This window comes from Comamonas kerstersii, from assembly GCF_002056725.1.
GTDB classification, from domain to species: domain Bacteria; phylum Pseudomonadota; class Gammaproteobacteria; order Burkholderiales; family Burkholderiaceae_C; genus Comamonas; species Comamonas kerstersii.
Genome location: NZ_CP020121.1, coordinates 69371 through 85531, shown reverse-complemented (window position 1 = coordinate 85531; position 16161 = coordinate 69371). Strand labels below are relative to the sequence as shown.

Here is a 16161-nt window from a genome sequence, read left to right as displayed (position 1 = left end):
TTCTCAACACTCAGGCAAATCGCGTGCCAAAAGTAGCACCCTCTTTGAAAGCCAGTCATCAGGGATTTCAACGATATGAACTATTTGTGGGTGATGTAGTTTTATGTTGTTGGTTTGGAGTTGAAAGATTGTTCAACCAGATTTGGTGCATTGTTCGGTTTTTGCCAGCTTCTGGTGCATGGAATGCACTGTGCTGGCTCAGCTCATCTGGCGGGCATAGACCGCCAGCACCATGCGTTCGGACTGCACCAGATAGGTTTCCAGTTCACGCGCTGCGGCGGCAGTCTGGCCTTCCATGAACATTTGCAGCAGCCGTGCGTTCAGATCGACGTACGGGGCATGCAGATATTCCGGGTCGTCCAGCATGCCAAAGGCCAGGCGCAGTTCAGCGGCCAGGTCTTCGAACATGGCGGACAGGCGTTCACTGTCGCTGAGCCCCACGATGGCGGCATGGAAGGCCATGTTGGCTGAGCCCACGCTGCGCCAGTCCTTGGCATCGCGGGCCTGCTGGGCACTGGCTACGGCATCGCGCATGCGCTTGTGGGCGGGGTGCAGCGGCCAGGCTTTTTCCAGGGACTGGCATTCGATGAGGCGGCGCACGCGGTAGATGTCAATGATGTCGGCAATGGATGGAACCACCACGGACACACCACGGTTGGGCTCGTGATGCAGCAGCCCTTCCTTGATGAGGATGCGAAACACCTCTCGCAAGGTGTTGCGGGAGATGTCCAGCTGCTGGCTCAGCGCGGCCTCAGACAGGCGCTGACCGGCCCGCAGCTCACCCTGGATGAGCATCTGGCGCACAGTGTTGGCCACGGTGTCTGTCAGGCTGGTGGCAGTGGTTCGGGTGGTGAAGTGGCGGGATGGCATAGGTGAGCTGGTAAGAAACTTGCTTTTTGATTGTTGAACAATCAGTGGAAGCTGATGGACGGAAAGGATACAAGATGGACATCAACAGCGATCTGGGTGAAAGCTTTGGCGCGTGGCGCATGGGCGACGATGCCGCCATGCTGGACATCGTGACCAGTGCCAACGTGGCCTGCGGTTTTCATGCCGGAGATCCCGCCGGCATTTTGCAGACCCTCAAGCACGCGGCGGCCAGAAATGTGGCTGTAGGTGCGCATGTGGCCTATCCAGATCTGGTGGGCTTTGGCCGCCGCAATATGGACCCCAGCAGTGCCGAAATGGTCGGTGATGTGATCTACCAGATTGGTGCGCTGCAGGGGCTGGCACGGGCGGCGGGCACGCAGGTGCGCTATGTGAAGCCGCATGGCGCGCTCTACAACACCATTGCCCACGATGCGCGGCAGGCGGGTGACGTGATTACGGCGATTCAGGCCATTGACCCTTCGCTCACCTTGCTGGCACTGGCCGGTGCGCCCCTGATTCAGTGGGCGCGTGAACGTGGTCTGCGCGTGGTGGCAGAGGCTTTTGCAGACCGGGCCTATAACGACGATGGTTCGCTGGTCTCACGCCGTCTGCCTGGGGCTGTGCTGCATGACCCGGATCAGATTGCCGAGCGCATGCTGCAGCTGGTGGAGACGGGCGAGCTTGCCTCCATCACCGGCAAGCGCATTCAGCTGCAGGCAGACTCCATCTGTGTGCATGGCGACAGCCCCGGGGCGGTGGACATGGCGCGCCGCATCCGTGCGCGCCTGCAGCAGGCTGGTGTGGCGCTGCAGCCCTTTGTGAGTATGGCATAAGGGGCGGCGCATGCGTTTTCTGCCAGCCAGCGACCGTGCCCTGCTGCTTGAACTGCAGGATCTGCAGCAGACCATGTCGGTCTATCGCCATGTGGCCGCGCAGCAGCTGCCGTGTATGGAGGACCTGGTGCCTGCAGCGCGGACGCTGCTGGTGCAATTTGACCCGTACACCATGTCGGCAGCTGAGCTGCGCACGCAGCTGCAGCTATTGGCCGAGCAAGCATTGCAGCGCGAACAGCTGGCTGTAACGGGGCAGGGGCGGCTGGTGGAAATACCCGTGCACTACACCGGCGAGGATTTGCCCGAAGTGGCCGAGCTGCTGGGAATGACGGTGGCGCAGCTCATTGAGTGCCACACCGCCCAGCCTTATGACGCAGCCTTTGCCGGTTTTGCACCGGGTTTTGTCTATCTGTCGGGCGGAGCCAATCTGCAGGTGCCACGCCGCAAGTCGCCGCGCACACGGGTGCCTGCAGGCGCTGTGGCGCTGGGCGGCAGCTTCAGTGCGGTCTACCCCAGTGCCAGCCCCGGCGGCTGGCAGCTGATTGGTGTGACCGATGTTCCCATGTGGGACTTGCAGCGTGCCGAGCCTGCTTACATCCAGCCCGGCTTTCGCGTGCAGTTTGTCGATGCGGCGCGCAGCCCGGTCACAGTGTCTTTGCCTGTGGCCAAAAAATATGAACAAAAACAGCCTCTAGCGCAGATACAGCAAGCGCTGCCAGCTATAGAAATTGTTTCTATAGGTCTGCAGACGCTCATGCAGGATGCGGGGCGGCAGGGCCTGTCGGGCTTGGGCATCTCTGCGTCTGGTGCACTGGATCTGCCCGCCATGCACGCGGCCAACCGGCTGGTGGGCAATCCGGTGGATGCGCCCGTGCTGGAAAACCTCATGGGTCAGCTGCAGCTGCGCAGCCACGGCGCGACCACGCTGGCGGTGACGGGGGCGCAGGTAGATGTGACCGTGCACAGCGCACAGGGCGCGAGCTGGCCGGTCAGCAGCCATGCACCCATCGCGCTCAATGATGGCGATCGCCTGCAGCTGCATGCACCTGCTGCCGGTATGCGCTGCTATGTGGCGGTGCGCGGTGGTTGGCAGGTCGAGCCGGTGCTGGGCAGCTGCGCCACAGATACGCTGGCCCAGGTGGGGCCGCCTGCATTGCAGGTCGGGCAGCATATCGCTGTGGGCCATGCCATCCCTGCGAATCAATTGTGTGCGGTAGAGCTGGGCGGCTTAGCGCAGCCTGCACTGCCACGTGCGGGAGAGCTGGTCACGCTCGATGTCGTACTGGGCCCGCGCACGGACTGGTTTACGCCTGCTGCAGTGCAGACCTTTCTGGCGCAGGAATGGAGCGTCACACCGCAGAGCAACCGTGTCGGCATTCGCCTGCAGGGTGCACAGGCGCTGGAGCGTGCACAGCACCAGGAATTGCCCAGCGAAGGCACGGTCACTGGAGCCATCCAAGTGCCAGTCAATGGCCAGCCCGTCTTGTTTCTGGCAGACCACCCGCTGACGGGAGGCTACCCCGTGATCGCGGCCGTCGCCAGCTATCACCTGCCACTGGCCGCGCAGATTCCCGTGGGCTGCCGCATTCGCTTTCGGGTGGTGGAAAGCTGCCTGGCAGCCGCTGAAAGAAAGGATTTGGAATGATTCGCAAAGTGTTGATTGCTCATCGGGGTGTTCATCGCAATGGCTGCGCAGCAGCCTGCGATGACGCGCGCCCTTCACTGGCACTTCCTTCCCAGGATAAGGAGCGCACATGATCCGCAAAGTGTTGATTGCTAACCGGGGAGAAATCGCAGTACGTGTCGCCCGTGCCTGCCGTGACTATGGTGTGGCCTCGGTCGCGGTCTATGCAGACCCTGATGCCGATGCCCTGCATGTACGCGCGGCCGATGAAGCCTGGGCGCTGCACGGCGTGCGCCCGGCTGATACCTATCTGGACATCGCCAAGCTGCTGGACATTGCCCGGCGCAGCGGGGCCGATGCCGTACATCCTGGCTACGGCTTTCTGTCTGAGCGGGCGGAGTTTGCACGCGCCGTGATGCAGACGGGGCTGACCTGGATTGGCCCGCGGCCTGAAACCATAGAGGCGCTGGGCGACAAGGTGGCGGCACGCAAGATTGCACGGCAGGTGGGCGCGCCGCTGGTGGCTGGCACGGCAGAGCCTGTGCAAAGCGCCGAAGAAGTCATGGCCTTTGCCAGAGCGCATGGCCTGCCCATTGCCATCAAGGCCGCGTTTGGCGGCGGTGGTCGTGGCCTGAAAGTGGCCTGGAAGATGGAGGAAGTGGCCGAGCTGTATGACTCTGCCGTGCGCGAGGCCACAGCAGCTTTTGGCAGAGGGGAGTGCTTTGTTGAGCAGTTTCTCGACCGCCCGCGTCATATCGAAGCCCAGGTGCTGGCCGACCAGCATGGGCAGGTGGTGGTGCTGGGCACGCGCGACTGTTCGCTGCAACGCCGCAACCAGAAGCTGGTCGAAGAAGCGCCTGCCCCTTTCCTGACCGATGCGCAGCGCACCAGCATCCACCGTGCGGCCCAGGCTATCTGTGCTGCCGCAGGCTATGTGAGCGCGGGCACGGTGGAGTTTTTGCTCAGCCGCACGGGGCAGATTTCCTTTCTGGAAGTCAATACCCGGCTGCAGGTGGAGCACCCCGTGACGGAGGAAACCACGGGTGTGGATCTGGTGGTGGAGCAGCTGCGCATTGCCGATGGCCTGCCGCTGTCTTTGACCGAAACGCCTGTGCCGCGCGGGCACAGCATTGAGTTCCGCATCAATGCCGAAGACCCGGGGCGCGGCTACCTGCCCACGCCCGGGCGCATCGAGCACTTTGCTGCCCCCAGCGGCCCCGGTGTGCGGCTGGACAGTGGCGTGGCCGCTGGCAGCGTCATCCCCGGCAGTTTTGATTCACTGATGGCCAAACTCATTGTGAGTGGTGCCACGCGCGAGCAGGCTTTGCAGCGCGCACGCCGGGCACTGGCGGAGTTTCAGATCGAGGGCGTGGCCTCTGTGCTGCCGTTTCACCGGGCCGTGGTGCAAGACCCCGCCTTTACGGCTGAGCAAGGCTTTGGCGTACACACGCGCTGGATAGAAACGGAGATGCAGCAGCACTGGCTGCCCGCTCCGCGCCCTGATGCCGTGGCTGAGACGCCTTTGCAACGCTGCTATATGGAGATTGACGGCAAGCGCGTGCGTCTGGGCTTGCCAGCTCTGTTGCTGCCAGGTCTGTCGGCCGCTGGCGGTGTTGCCGCACCTGTGGCTGGGCAGCTCGCTTCTGCAGGGGCTTTGCAGCCCGGCGAGGTGGCCGCACCCATGGCAGGTAGCCTCGTGGCTTGGAAGGTAGACGATGGTGCGCAGGTGGCCGAGGGGGCCGTATTGGCGCTGATGGAGGCCATGAAGATGGAGACCGCCATTACGGCAACGGCCAGCGGTACTTTGCAGCAGGTCGCAACAGCCGGTGCTTTGCTGCAGGCTGGGCAGGTGGTGGCACGCATCACCACCGGGTAATGGCGGTGGGCTTGCCCTTGCCATGATGTGCCTCGAAATGGCTACACCCCGGCAGGCGCATGGCCGTGCCGGGGTGTGGTGGCAATCAAGGGGTGGTGCCGTGCGATCAGGTCAGGCGGTGCACCAGTGCCGCCATCCACGCACCGGCGCACAGCAGCAAAGACAGCAGCACCGCGGCACTGCCCAGATCTTTGGCTTTCTTTGATAGTGCATGCCACTCCACCCCCACACGATCGACGGTGGCTTCTACGGCGGAGTTCAGCAACTCCACCACCAGCACCAGCACTACGGTGGCGATCAGCGCCAGTACTTCCAGCCAGCTCTGGCCCAGCCACACTGCACTGGGCAGCAGCACAGCGGCCAGCAAAGCTTCTTGGCGGAATGCTTTTTCATACCAGGCTGCATGCAAGCCTTGCAGGGAGTAGCCCAGCGCATGCCACACGCGTGACAGGCCTGTGCGGCGTTTTTGGGGACTGACCTCATCAAGGGTTACGCGGTCTATTGCGACTTGCTCGGCAGGCGTCATGGATTTCATGCATCAACTCACTTTTTGTCCGGTGGAGGTGCGGCAGCTCTCCAGCACGTCCAGTCCGCTTTGGTAGCTGCTGCTGTGAATGTCTAGCAGCCCCATGACGGTGTGATAGAAGTTGTCGTGGCTGAGCTTTTGGTCAGCACCTTTGCGTACACAGGCTTCATCCACATGGGTGCGCGCCATCAGCGAGCCGGGCCACAGTACCCAAGGCACATGCTTTTGGGCATCGGGTGCAATCGCATAGGGGAATCCGTGCAGGTACAGGCCGTTTTCACCCAGCGATTCGCCATGGTCGGCCAGGTAGATCAGGCCAGTTTCGTACAGGTCTTCTTGGGTCTTGAGCCAATCAATGGTGCGTGCAATGAACTGGTCGGTTTCCACAATGCTGTTGTCATACACGTTGACCAACTGGCTGCGGCTGCAGTCGGAAGTCACGTGGGTGGTGCACTCGGGCTGAAAGCGCTTGTTGGGCTGTGACGAGCGGCGATAGTAAGCAGGGCCATGGCTGCCCATCTGGTGCAGTACCAGCACGGTGCCCTTGCCGTTGCCTTGTGCGTTCACGGTGTGCAGGCGGTCATTGAGCAGCTCCACCATCAACTGGTCCAGGCACTCGTTGTCCTTGCACCAGCGTTTGACAGCCTCTTTGCTGGCCACTTGGTCTGCCTGGGCATGGGAGACGCGGTTGCACACGTCTTTGCAGCCTGCTTGGTTATCCAGCCAGTCCACATTCAGACCCGCAGCATGGACCACGTCCAGCAGGTTCTCATATTCAAACTTGCGCGATTCAAAATCGGTCTTGCCCAGGTGCGAGAACATGCAGGGCACCGAGGCCAGGGTGTTGGTGCCGCACGACCAGACGTTGCGCCAGCTGATGACATGGCGTGCTTCCAGTTCGGGCGATGTGTTGCGGGGATAGCCGTTCAGGCCAAAGTGGTCGGCGCGCGAGGTCTCTCCCACGATCAGCACCAGCAGAGGGGGCTTGGGGTTCTTGCCTGCGGTAGAGGTGGGCTGCAGATGGCCTCCGTGGTAGCTGTCACCCAGGGCTGCATCTTCGCTGATGGTTTTGAAGGCCAACTGGCGCTTGAACAGGGGCTTGAGCGTCACGCTGCTGAATGAGACTACGCTGGCCAGCGGGTTGATCAGGTAGCGAATATCGGTGTTGTTGCGCACCAGGGGGGCCATGGGCTTGTAGAGCAGCAGGCCACCACCCAGCACCACGCCTACGCTGGCGAGCACGACAAGTGCCGAGCGCCACAGGTCATGCTTCCAAGCCGTAGGTTTGAGTCGGATGGCTGTGTAGAGCGCCGTGATGGGCACTCCAGCATACAGGGCCACGTGCAGCAGCAGGCCGCTGGAGACCAGCGCCATGCCTTCACTGGTATTGGTTTGCAGCGTGTTGCGCACCATGCTGCTGTCCATGACGATGCCGTAGTTGAGCATGAAGTACTGCACCGAGGCCGCCACGATCAGTGTCAGGCTCCAGCCCACGCGGCGCAGCTTGGGCCACGACAGCAGCATGAGCCACAAGTAGGTGGCAGCAGTCAGCACCAGCGCAGTCAGCAGAGTCTGGGCGGTGCTGAGCGATTGTTCATGCGCCAGATCGGCCAACTTGCGCCACCAGGCCTGATTCAGCCCCAACGTACACCACAGCGCGAGCAGCAAAGCCACCCAGCGTGGCGCCATCGCGCGGGGTGCGAAAAATGGAAAACGGCGCGCCTGCGGCTGTGCGCCGGTGGCCACGGGAGGAAGGGTGTGCGATTCAGACATGGAGCGCACTGTAGAAAGCGCGTCTGAATATCCTCTGAAGGGTTTGTTCAGCTTCTGTTCAGCTTGGGGTGCTGGGTGAGACGGTTCTACACTGTGCGCTTCATTCGGTGGAGGGCAACGTGCGCATTCTTTTGGTAGAAGATGATTTATCTTTGGGGCAGGCGGTGCTGGACTATCTCAAGAGCAAGCAGTTCAGCGTGGACTGGGCGGAGAACTTGCAGCAGGCACGCGCTTTTGTCGCCACCATGCACTACGCCGCTGTGTTACTGGATTTGAATCTGCCTGATGGCGAGGGCCTGAGCCTGCTGCCCGTCTTGAATGCTGCTGCTGTGAATGCGGAGGCACATCCCACCGTGATTGTGGTGACCGCCCGCGACCAGGTCAGCGACCGTATTCGGGGGCTGGATGCCGGCGCGGACGACTATCTGGTCAAACCGTATGACCCGGAAGAGCTGCTGGCCCGCTTGCGGGCAGTGGAGCGCCGTCGGGGCGCGCAGACCAGCTCGGTGTTTCAGAGTGGGGGCATCACCATTGATTTGGCGCGTGAGTCGGTGCGCAAAGGCATGGTGCCCGTGGTACTGACCCCCAAAGAGTGGGCACTGCTGCGCGTGCTGGCCAGCCGCCCCGGACAGATTTTTACGCGCGAGCGCTTGCAAGAAGCGCTGTACCAGTGGGACGACAGCAGCGACAGCAATACGCTGGAGGTGTTCATCAGCCGCTTGCGGCGTAAGTTGGGCAGCGCCTTGATCGAAACCGTGCGTGGAACAGGCTACCGCCTGGTGATCGCATGAATCCGCGTACCGGAGCCCAGCAAAGTCTGGTGCAGCGGCTCAGCCGCACGCTGACGGCGGCCGTGTTGGCGGTGTGGCTGCTCAGCATTGCCTTGGTGGGCTGGTATGTGGACAGCCAGATTCAGGACAACTTTGACGTCGAGCTGATCGAGAGTGCACACCGGCAGCTGTACCCCGCGTTGCTGGAGCTGCAGCTGACCAACCCGCAAAACAACCTGGAAACTGCTTTGCAGGTGGCGGCGGGTGGTGATCCGCGTGTGATGGGAGAGTTGCCGGGCTCAGACCACTCGGAACCCTTGCTTTTACAGCTGCGCAACAGCGACGGCAAGGTGTTGCTGCGTACCAAGGCCACGCCAGCATCGCCCTTTGCAGTGCCCTTGGAAGAAGGCTTTTACGACACCGAGGACTTCCGCGTGTTCAGCTTGTATGACGCGCAATACCATGTGTGGCTGCAACTGGCTGACCCGGTGGAAGAGCGGCGCGAAGCCAGTCGCCGCACCGTGGTGGGGTTGGCGGTTGTGCTGCTGATCATGTTGCCTGTGATGGCGTGGATGGTGGCCACCGTGGCGCGGCGGGAGCTGCGTTACGTGGGGCAACTGCAGCGGCAGATTACGGCGCGCAGTGGCAGCAACCTGCAGCCGCTGTCGGTGGATGGCATGCCGCTGGAGCTGCGGGTGGTGGGCGAAGGGGTGAACCAGTTGCTGGAGCGGCTGGGAGAGGCATTGAATGTAGAGCGTTCACTGGCAGCCAATGCCGCGCATGAGCTGCGTACCCCTTTGGCTGAAGTGCGCCTGCGTTTGCAGACGGCGATTGATCAGGCGCAGCAGCACCGTGGCAGTGATACCCATCCAGCACCCGGTGCCGAGGTGGAGGCTGTGCCATTGAATGAGGTGAAGGCTGTGTTGCATGCCCTGGAGGTAATGAGTCACCGGGCTGAGCGTTTGCTGCAACTGTCACGCGCCGAAGGCCGTGATGTGGCGCATTTTGCGCGCGTGAATTTGGTGCAACTGGCCGAGCAGGTGGCGCAGGAGTTCTGGCAGCAGACCTACGCCCACAAGCGCCTGGACTGCCTCACCCCCGATGCGCATGAGGCCGTGTGGGTGTGGGGTGATCTTGACGGTTTGGCCATTGTGCTGCGCAACCTGATTGAAAACGCCTTGCGCCACAGTGACGGAATGGTGGAGGTGCAAGTGCTGCCTGCACCGGGTGCTGCTTTGTTGGTGCGTGACAGTGGCGCAGGGCTGACAGCTGCGCAGATCCAGCTGATCCAGCGGCGGCACGCGCGCATGGATCGCCAGCACATCGGCTACGGGCTGGGCATGTCGATTGTGAAAACCATTGCCGACACCCATGGGGCGCAGCTGGTTTTTGCTTCACCACCACCGCATGCTGCGCATGGGTTGGAAGTGGGGTTGTACTTCAGCGCTGCCAGCAACGATGCGGAGGAAGAGAAGCCCTGCAATGGCGTAATGCCTTTCACTTAAGGAACTTCACCTCTGTCACGGAGGTGTTGAGATCACCAAGTTAGGCGCTCAAGCTACAAAAAAAGCCTCATTATTGAACTCTCAATGAGCCAAGAATGTGGCTTTTTCCGCTTAAGAGAACGGCATTACCTGCAATGGCGGTGCCGAAAAAAATCTGCCCGCCCATGGTGAATAAGCATCAAATAGTGCTGAAATGCTTGTTGGGTAAACGCTATATGCTCTTTTTTGTGAAAGTTTGAATATCTGTCGGGTCCCGGACGATTGGCTAATTAAAAACAAGCGTCCGTTGCTGCATGGCCGAGAGGTACTTCGAGAAGTTCCGGCAACATGGCAAGCCCGTGCCAAGGCGTTGCCATGCTGATCAGTCTTCATAAGAACGGCACGACCACACCTGCCACCCGCCTGGCATTGCAGCAAGCCACTGGTACAGATCGAGAGTTAGCACAGCAATACGGCATTGGCATAGGGACCGTGCGTAAGTGGCGCAGCACAAGCACGGTGCATGACGCCAGCCACACGGCCCACCGCCTGCAAACTACGCTCAATGCAGGGCAGCAAGAGCTGGTTATTTATCTGCGCAGCCAGCTGTGGCTACCTCTGGATGACTTGTTGGCGGTGGTGCGAGAGTTCATTGAGCCGGCCATGAGCCGTTCTGCGCTGGATCGCTTGCTGCGCAGACGAGGCTACTCCAGATTGCCCGTACAGCCCAAGCCTGAGAGCGAGCACAAACCCTTCAAGGCGTATGAGCCTGGCTATGTGCATGTAGATGTGAAGTACCTGCCCCAGATGCAAGATGAGGACAAGCGCCGCTATGTCTTTGTTGCCATTGATCGGGCCACACGCTGGGTGTTCATTGATATCAAGCAACACAAGACGGCAGCGTCCGCCAAAGCCTTCTTGGCCGCCGTCCGCAAAGCTGCAGCATTTAGGATTCACACCATCCTCACCGACAACGGCAAAGAGTTCACAGACCGCTTGTTTGGCAGTCGCACTCGCCAGCCCACAGGCGAGCACGAATTCGACCAGCTATGCCAAGCACTGGGGATAGAACACCGGCTCACCAAGCCCAGGACGCCAAAAACCAACGGCATGGTCGAGCGCTTCAATGGCCGCCTGAGTCCAGTACTGCGCTCGCACCACTTCAACAGCGCAGAGGATTTGGAAAAGACGCTGCACAGGTTTGTCTGGCTGTATAACCACCACTTGCCGCAAAAGGCACTGGGGCACGAAGCCCCAGCTCAAGCACTCAAAAAATGGAAGATGAAAGCACCTGATTTATTCGTCAAGAACGTGCGCAATCATCCGGGACCTGACAAATATCGGCTAGGGTTAGTGCTGCGCTGCAGCAAGCAAGCCCTTTCCTACAATGCAAACCTGCACACGCCTTTTGTTTATTGACTGAAACTGCTACGAGATTGCCCGATGACCGCACAAGAAAACACTTCGTCCTCTTCGACCAGCCAGCAGCGCGTCATCAAAAAATACCCCAACCGCCGCTTGTATGACACTGCCACTTCGACCTACATCACACTGGCCGAGGTCAAGCAGCTGGTGATGCAGCATGAAAATATCGTGGTCAAGGATGCAAAGACGGGTGAAGACCTCACGCGGTCGATCTTCCTGCAAATCATCTTGGAAGAAGAGGCCGGTGGCGCCCCCATGTTCACCGAAGCCATGCTGGCCAACATCATTCGCTTTTACGGCCACACCATGCAGGGCCACATGGGCAGCTTTATCGAGAAGAACGTGCAGATGTTCACGGACTTCCAGAACAAGATGGCGGACCAGGCCGGGGGCGTAGATGCCTGGGCCAAGATGGTGCAGATGTCCAACCCGCTGATGAACGCGAACTACGCCGAGCAGATGCAGAAAATGCAGGAGCAGATGCAAAAGCAGACCGAACAGATGATGAGCATGTTTGGCCTCAAGCGCTGAAGGCGGGGGCCAGCACCAGCCACGGGCCGCAAGGCCCGTTTTTTATGCGCTGCAAACGCTGCGTACCGGGCTATGGGCTCTGGTGCAGGCATGAAAACATGGGGCTGGCTAAAATCGCCCTTTGATTTCGCCGGCCGGAGCAACTTCAGGCATCCGCGCGCAGGCCCTGCGCATCAGGCGCAATCCCCACACGCATTCACACAATGACAACCGAAAACAGCGCCCCCAAGGTGGGCTTTGTGTCCTTGGGCTGCCCCAAGGCACTGACTGACTCTGAACTCATCCTCACGCAGCTCAGCGCTGAGGGCTACCAGACCTCCAAGACCTTTGAAGGCGCGGATCTGGTGATCGTGAACACCTGCGGTTTTATTGACGATGCCGTCAAGGAAAGTCTGGACACCATTGGCGAAGCACTGGCTGCCAACGGCAAGGTGATCGTGACTGGCTGCCTGGGAGCCAAGGCTGGCAAGGAAGGCGGCGGCTCCATGGTCGCCGAAGTACACCCCAGCGTGCTGGCCGTGACCGGCCCCCACGCCACGCAGGAGGTGATGGATGCGGTGCACCAGCACCTGCCCAAGCCCCATGACCCCTTTGTGGATCTGGTGCCCGGCAGCTTTGGTGATGCGGGCATCAAGCTCACGCCCAAGCACTACGCCTACCTGAAGATTTCCGAAGGCTGTAACCACCGCTGCACCTTCTGCATCATCCCCTCGATGCGCGGCGATCTGGTCTCGCGCCCGATTGGCGATGTACTCAAGGAAGCCAAGGCCCTGTTTGAAGGTGGCGTCAAGGAACTGCTGGTCATCAGCCAGGATACCTCTGCCTACGGCGTGGACGTGAAGTACCGCACGGGCTTCTGGGACGGCAAGCCTGTCAAGACCCGCACGCTGGAGCTGGCCGACGAGCTGGGCAAGCTGGCGCAGCAGCACGGCGCCTGGGTGCGTCTGCACTACGTCTATCCGTACCCCACCGTGGATGCACTGATCCCGCTGATGGCCGAAGGCAAGATCCTGCCCTATCTGGACGTGCCCCTGCAGCACAGCCACCCCGATGTGCTCAAGCGCATGAAGCGCCCCGCCTCCGGTGAGAAAAACCTGGACCGCATCCGCGAATGGCGCAAGATGTGCCCTGAGCTGGTCATCCGCTCTACCTTTATCGCAGGCTTCCCCGGCGAGACCGAAGAAGAATTCCAGCACCTACTGGACTTCATCCGTGAAGCCGAAATTGACCGCGCGGGCTGCTTTGCCTATAGCCCCGTGGAAGGCGCTACAGCCAACGAGCTGCCCGGCATGCTGCCCGAGGAAGTGCGTGAAGAGCGCCGCGCCCGTTTCATGGCCGTGGCCGAAGAAGTCTCCACCCAGCGCCTGCAGCGCCGCGTGGGCCAGGTCATGAAGGTGCTGGTCGATAAGGCCGTGGGCCTGGGCAAAAAGGGCGGCGTGGGCCGTACCTATGCCGACGCGCCTGAGATTGATGGCGTGGTGCACATCCAGCCCCCTGAGAAGGCCAGCAAGACCTACAAGACGGGCGACTTGATCAGCGTGCGCATTCTGGGCGTGCAAGGCCACGATCTGGTGGGCATTCCTGTCTAAAAATATAGCTTTTAGCGCTGGTAAAACAAAGGTTTGAAGATGATTTATATCTGAAACTGTTTATTTACAAGCGCAAAGCGCTATCAAAACAAAGGCTTCCTGTGGGAAGCCTTTGTTGTTTCTGACTGCGGTAAAGCCCAGGTTGAGCGTGGTTGTACCTTGAAGGCACAAAGCGTCAATTGATAACAATTGTAAAATTTTGAGCCTGTGAGGCGCTCACGACAAAAGCCAACACATAGCGCTTATTCGCAAATCCAGCAGACGCACTGTCCGCTGCCTCTGGACAGACAGGCTCGCACGCCAGCAGCGCGTGTCCATGGTCTGTCTGTGCCCTGTCTTCTCCACGCTAGATGCATCAAGGAGCTTTCCTTCAGGGAAAGCACCGTGGCGCAGCTCGTATTGAAAAACTTACACGCAGGAAGCTCACATGGAATGGTTTCGAAACCTCAAGGTCGGTAGCAAGCTCATTGGAGGATTTCTGGTGGTTGCGTTCATTGGCGCAATCATCGGCATTCAGGGCGAGCTCAAGTCCTCGCAGATGAACGATATGGCCAGTGCCATGTATGAGAGTGAGGCGCTTGGCTTGAGTTACGTGGCTGAAGCCAATGTGCAGCTGCAGGCTGCCAATCGCGCCATTCGCAGTGCCATGCTGTCCTATACGCAGTCGGACAGAGAGCGCCACATCCAGGACCGTGATGCACGCATTCAGCATGTGTACCAGGCGCTGGGTGAAGCCAAGTCCAAGCTCTCCACTGACAAGGGGCGCGAACTGTTTGCGCAGAGCATGGATGCCGTGCACGCCTACGAAAAGGAAGTGCAGCACATTGAGCAGATACTCCAGGCCGAGCCTCTGAATGACCAGCGTGCTTCTTCAGAGCGCCTGTTTACCGTGCTGCGCCCGATTGCAGCCCGTGCAGACAGTGCCATGAACCAGCTGATGGACCTCAAGCGCGCCAATGCTTCCGAGCTCAACGATGCCACCACCAGCACCTACGAGGAAATTCGTGCACTGCTGATTGGACTGACGCTGGCAGGCGTGCTGGCGGGTGTGGCCATCGGCGTGGTGCTGACACGCAGCCTGACACGTGAGCTGGGTGGTGAACCCAGCGATGTGGCGGATCTGGCCAGCGCCATTGCGGCGGGAGACCTGTCCAGCCAGATTGACACCAGCCACGCGCAGCCTGGCAGCGTGGTCTACGCCATGCACAAGATGCAGCAAGGCTTGCGCGAGATTGTGAGCACCGTGCGCAACAGCAGCGACAGCATTGCCACTGGCGTGAGCCAGATCTCCGTGGGCAATGCCGACCTGTCGCAGCGCACCGAAGAGCAGGCCAGCAATCTGGAGGAAACCGCTGCCTCCATGGAAGAGCTGTCCAGCACCGTGCGCCAGAACTCTGAAACCGCGCAGCACGCCGCCAAGCTGGCACAGACGGCCAGCGAAGTGGCCGCCAAGGGTGGTGTGGTGGTCGATCAGGTAGTGCACATGATGGAAGACATCAACAGCTCCTCGCGCAAGATTTCGGACATCACCAGCGTGATCGATGGCATTGCCTTCCAGACCAACATTCTGGCGCTCAATGCTGCAGTGGAAGCCGCACGTGCAGGTGATCAGGGCCGCGGCTTTGCCGTGGTGGCCGGTGAAGTGCGCACACTGGCGCAGCGCAGTGCCGAAGCAGCCAAGGAAATCAAGGCACTGATCAGCGAAAGCGTGCAGAAGGTGGAATCCGGCGGTGAGCTGGTGAGCGAAGCCGGTACCACCATGCAGGACATCGTCAAGCAGGTGCACGAGGTCAGCGGACTGATCTCCGACATCAACGCCGCCAGCACCGAGCAGTCGGCAGGCATTGCACAGGTCAGCGACGCCGTGGCGCAGCTGGATCAGGTGACCCAGCAAAATGCAGCGCTGGTGGAAGAGGCTGCCTCTGCCGCAGACAGCCTGAACCATCAGGCCCGTCAGCTGGTGCAGGCGGTTTCTACCTTCAAGCTGGCCTCATAAAGCCCATCTGCTCTATTGCAAAGAAAGCTCCCTTGTGGAGCTTTCTTTTTGCCCGTCATGTGAGAAAGCGAGCAACTGGCGGGTAAACATTGGGCTATTCGTCATGGCTTTGACATAACTGCAACGCCTGTGTAGGACAGCATCGTTCACTGTGCACCGTGCCTGCCGTTGGGGTAGGCAGCACCCCATAATCGAGAACAGCAACTTTGATTCGGAAGGAGTGGAAGATGGAAATGAATAACTCACCTGTGAACATGCTGCAGCAAGCCGTGGGGCGCAGCTGGTGGCTGATTTTGCTGTTCGGCGTGGTGGCTGTGCTGTTTGGCATCATGGCCATCGTCAACCCTGTGGGCATGGGGGCCAGCCTGACCTGGGCCATTGGTGTGCTGGCCATTGCTGAAGGCGTGGTGGGGCTGATTGGGCTGTTCACCAGAGATGCCCCGGCGTCCAAGGGCTGGATGCTGATCTACGCGCTGATCTCTCTGGCCTTTGGTGTCATGGCCGTGCTCAACCCCGTGTCGATGGCAGAGGCCATGGTCTGGGTGGCTGCCGTGTGGTTTGTGGTGTTTGGTGTAATGCGCATCGTGTTTGCTATCCGCGTGCGCAAGGAAATCGACAACGAATGGATGCTGATCATCAGCGGCTTCATGGGCGTGGCGCTGGGCGCATTGCTGCTGATTGCACCGGTCGCCGGTGTCATCGTGGGCGTGATTTGGATTGGCGTGGTCGCCCTGATCTACGGCGTGCTGCAGATTGTGGCGGCGCTGAAGCTGCGCAAGCTGGTCAAGGCTTGAATATGGTTTTGATAGCTGCTAGTGCTTGATGCATAAGCCCTGGTGCCACTTTTAATCATAAGGATCTGCA

13 protein-coding genes are annotated in these 16161 nt (G+C 60.3%); 10 read left to right on the top strand and 3 right to left on the bottom strand.

All coding sequences use genetic code 11. The features are described 5' to 3' along the window. Positions 1–198 precede the first annotated feature (198 nt). On the bottom strand, positions 199–870 hold the full coding sequence (locus B5M06_RS00385) for a GntR family transcriptional regulator (protein ID WP_054066270.1): 672 nt from the start codon (positions 868–870) through the stop codon (positions 199–201). Between the two features lie 74 nt (positions 871–944). Here B5M06_RS00385 and B5M06_RS00380 point away from each other — a divergent pair, with 74 nt between their 5' ends. The 3 genes from B5M06_RS00380 to B5M06_RS00370 all read left to right on the top strand — a co-directional run bounded on the left by B5M06_RS00380 (position 945) and on the right by B5M06_RS00370 (position 5203). Then, positions 945–1703, top strand: coding sequence for a LamB/YcsF family protein (locus tag B5M06_RS00380; protein ID WP_054066279.1), 759 nt, complete (start codon positions 945–947; stop codon positions 1701–1703). A gap of 10 nt (positions 1704–1713) precedes the next feature. Beyond that, on the top strand, positions 1714–3348 hold the full coding sequence (locus B5M06_RS00375; RefSeq protein WP_054066271.1) for a 5-oxoprolinase subunit B/C family protein: 1635 nt from the start codon (positions 1714–1716) through the stop codon (positions 3346–3348). A gap of 112 nt (positions 3349–3460) precedes the next feature. Next, the gene (locus B5M06_RS00370; RefSeq protein WP_054066280.1) at positions 3461–5203 is read left to right on the top strand and encodes an acetyl/propionyl/methylcrotonyl-CoA carboxylase subunit alpha; all 1743 of its coding nucleotides are present in this window, start codon (positions 3461–3463) and stop codon (positions 5201–5203) included. Between the two features lie 106 nt (positions 5204–5309). Here the strand turns inward: B5M06_RS00370 and B5M06_RS00365 are convergent, their stop codons facing one another. Together B5M06_RS00365 and B5M06_RS00360 are read right to left on the bottom strand one after the other, a co-directional pair. Continuing rightward, a complete protein-coding gene (locus tag B5M06_RS00365) occupies positions 5310–5738 on the bottom strand; it encodes a diacylglycerol kinase (protein ID WP_240183970.1) in 429 nt (142 codons plus the stop codon). A 3-nt stretch (positions 5739–5741) separates the two neighbouring features. Further along, a complete protein-coding gene (locus B5M06_RS00360) occupies positions 5742–7502 on the bottom strand; it encodes a phosphoethanolamine transferase (RefSeq protein ID WP_054066272.1) in 1761 nt (586 codons plus the stop codon). A gap of 119 nt (positions 7503–7621) precedes the next feature. Here B5M06_RS00360 and B5M06_RS00355 point away from each other — a divergent pair, with 119 nt between their 5' ends. The 7 genes from B5M06_RS00355 to B5M06_RS00325 all read left to right on the top strand — a co-directional run bounded on the left by B5M06_RS00355 (position 7622) and on the right by B5M06_RS00325 (position 16091). Continuing rightward, positions 7622–8293, top strand: coding sequence for a winged helix-turn-helix domain-containing protein (locus B5M06_RS00355; RefSeq protein WP_054066282.1), 672 nt, complete (start codon positions 7622–7624; stop codon positions 8291–8293). Further along, a complete protein-coding gene (locus B5M06_RS00350; protein ID WP_054066273.1) occupies positions 8290–9777 on the top strand; it encodes an ATP-binding protein in 1488 nt (495 codons plus the stop codon). The genes B5M06_RS00355 and B5M06_RS00350 overlap by 4 nt, the downstream gene beginning before the upstream one ends. Positions 9778–10131: 354 nt before the next feature. Then, positions 10132–11175, top strand: coding sequence for an IS481 family transposase (locus B5M06_RS00345; protein ID WP_240183968.1), 1044 nt, complete (start codon positions 10132–10134; stop codon positions 11173–11175). A gap of 24 nt (positions 11176–11199) precedes the next feature. After that, the gene (phaR, locus tag B5M06_RS00340) at positions 11200–11712 is read left to right on the top strand and encodes a polyhydroxyalkanoate synthesis repressor PhaR (RefSeq protein ID WP_054065540.1); all 513 of its coding nucleotides are present in this window, start codon (positions 11200–11202) and stop codon (positions 11710–11712) included. A gap of 203 nt (positions 11713–11915) precedes the next feature. Continuing rightward, complete coding sequence (rimO, locus tag B5M06_RS00335; RefSeq protein WP_054065539.1) at positions 11916–13301, top strand: 30S ribosomal protein S12 methylthiotransferase RimO; 1386 nt, start codon at positions 11916–11918, stop codon at positions 13299–13301. 427 nt (positions 13302–13728) lie between these two features. Beyond that, a complete protein-coding gene (locus B5M06_RS17625; protein WP_080025127.1) occupies positions 13729–15297 on the top strand; it encodes a methyl-accepting chemotaxis protein in 1569 nt (522 codons plus the stop codon). A gap of 227 nt (positions 15298–15524) precedes the next feature. Beyond that, a complete protein-coding gene (locus B5M06_RS00325) occupies positions 15525–16091 on the top strand; it encodes an HdeD family acid-resistance protein (RefSeq protein ID WP_205245341.1) in 567 nt (188 codons plus the stop codon). Positions 16092–16161 lie beyond the last annotated feature (70 nt).